Source organism: Streptomyces blastmyceticus (genome assembly GCF_039521185.1).
GTDB classification, from domain to species: Bacteria; Actinomycetota; Actinomycetes; order Streptomycetales; family Streptomycetaceae; genus Streptomyces; species Streptomyces blastmyceticus.
The window spans coordinates 1-505 of the sequence record NZ_BAAABW010000034.1 but is presented as its reverse complement, the minus strand read 5'-3'; the positions used below and the strand labels follow the sequence as shown (position 1 = coordinate 505).

Here is a 505-nt window from a genome sequence, read left to right as displayed (position 1 = left end):
GATGTTGGAGTGGTGCTCCATCTCGGTGATGACGATCTCGGTGTCGTGGTCCACGCGGTAGGGCTCATCGGCCCAGCCGAGCATGTTGGCCACGAGGTTGAGCGACTCCGAGGCGTTCTTGGTGAAGATCACCTCGTCGCGGGAGGGCGCGTTGATGAACGCCGCGACCTTGTCACGCGCGCCCTCGTACAGCGCCGTGGCCTCCTCGGCGATCGTGTACACGCCGCGGTGGACGTTGGCGTTGTGCCGCTCGTAGTACTCGTTGAGGGCGTCGAGGACCTGGCGCGGCTTCTGCGAGGTCGCCGCGGAGTCCAGGTACACGATCTTCTTGCCGTCGTGGACCGTGCGGTCCAGGATGGGGAAGTCCTTACGGATCGCCTCGGTGTCGAGGAGCCCCGGCAGTATCGTCACGCGGTGACGCCACCCTTCGTCTGGTAGGCCTCGTAGCCCTCGTTCTCCAGCTTGTCGGCGAGCTCGGCGCCGCCGGACTCGACGATGCGGCCGG

Annotated in this window: 1 protein-coding gene and 1 pseudogene; both read right to left on the bottom strand. The window is 66.3% G+C overall.

Features of this window, described 5'->3' with window-relative positions:
* The coding region (locus tag ABD269_RS30815; RefSeq protein ID WP_344123265.1) for an aminotransferase class V-fold PLP-dependent enzyme at window positions 1-411 on the bottom strand (411 nt) is incomplete at its 3' end.
* Window positions 408-505, bottom strand: a pseudogene (gene sufC, locus ABD269_RS30810) (Fe-S cluster assembly ATPase SufC); the annotation flags it as partial. The gene ABD269_RS30815 and the pseudogene sufC, both read right to left, overlap by 4 nt.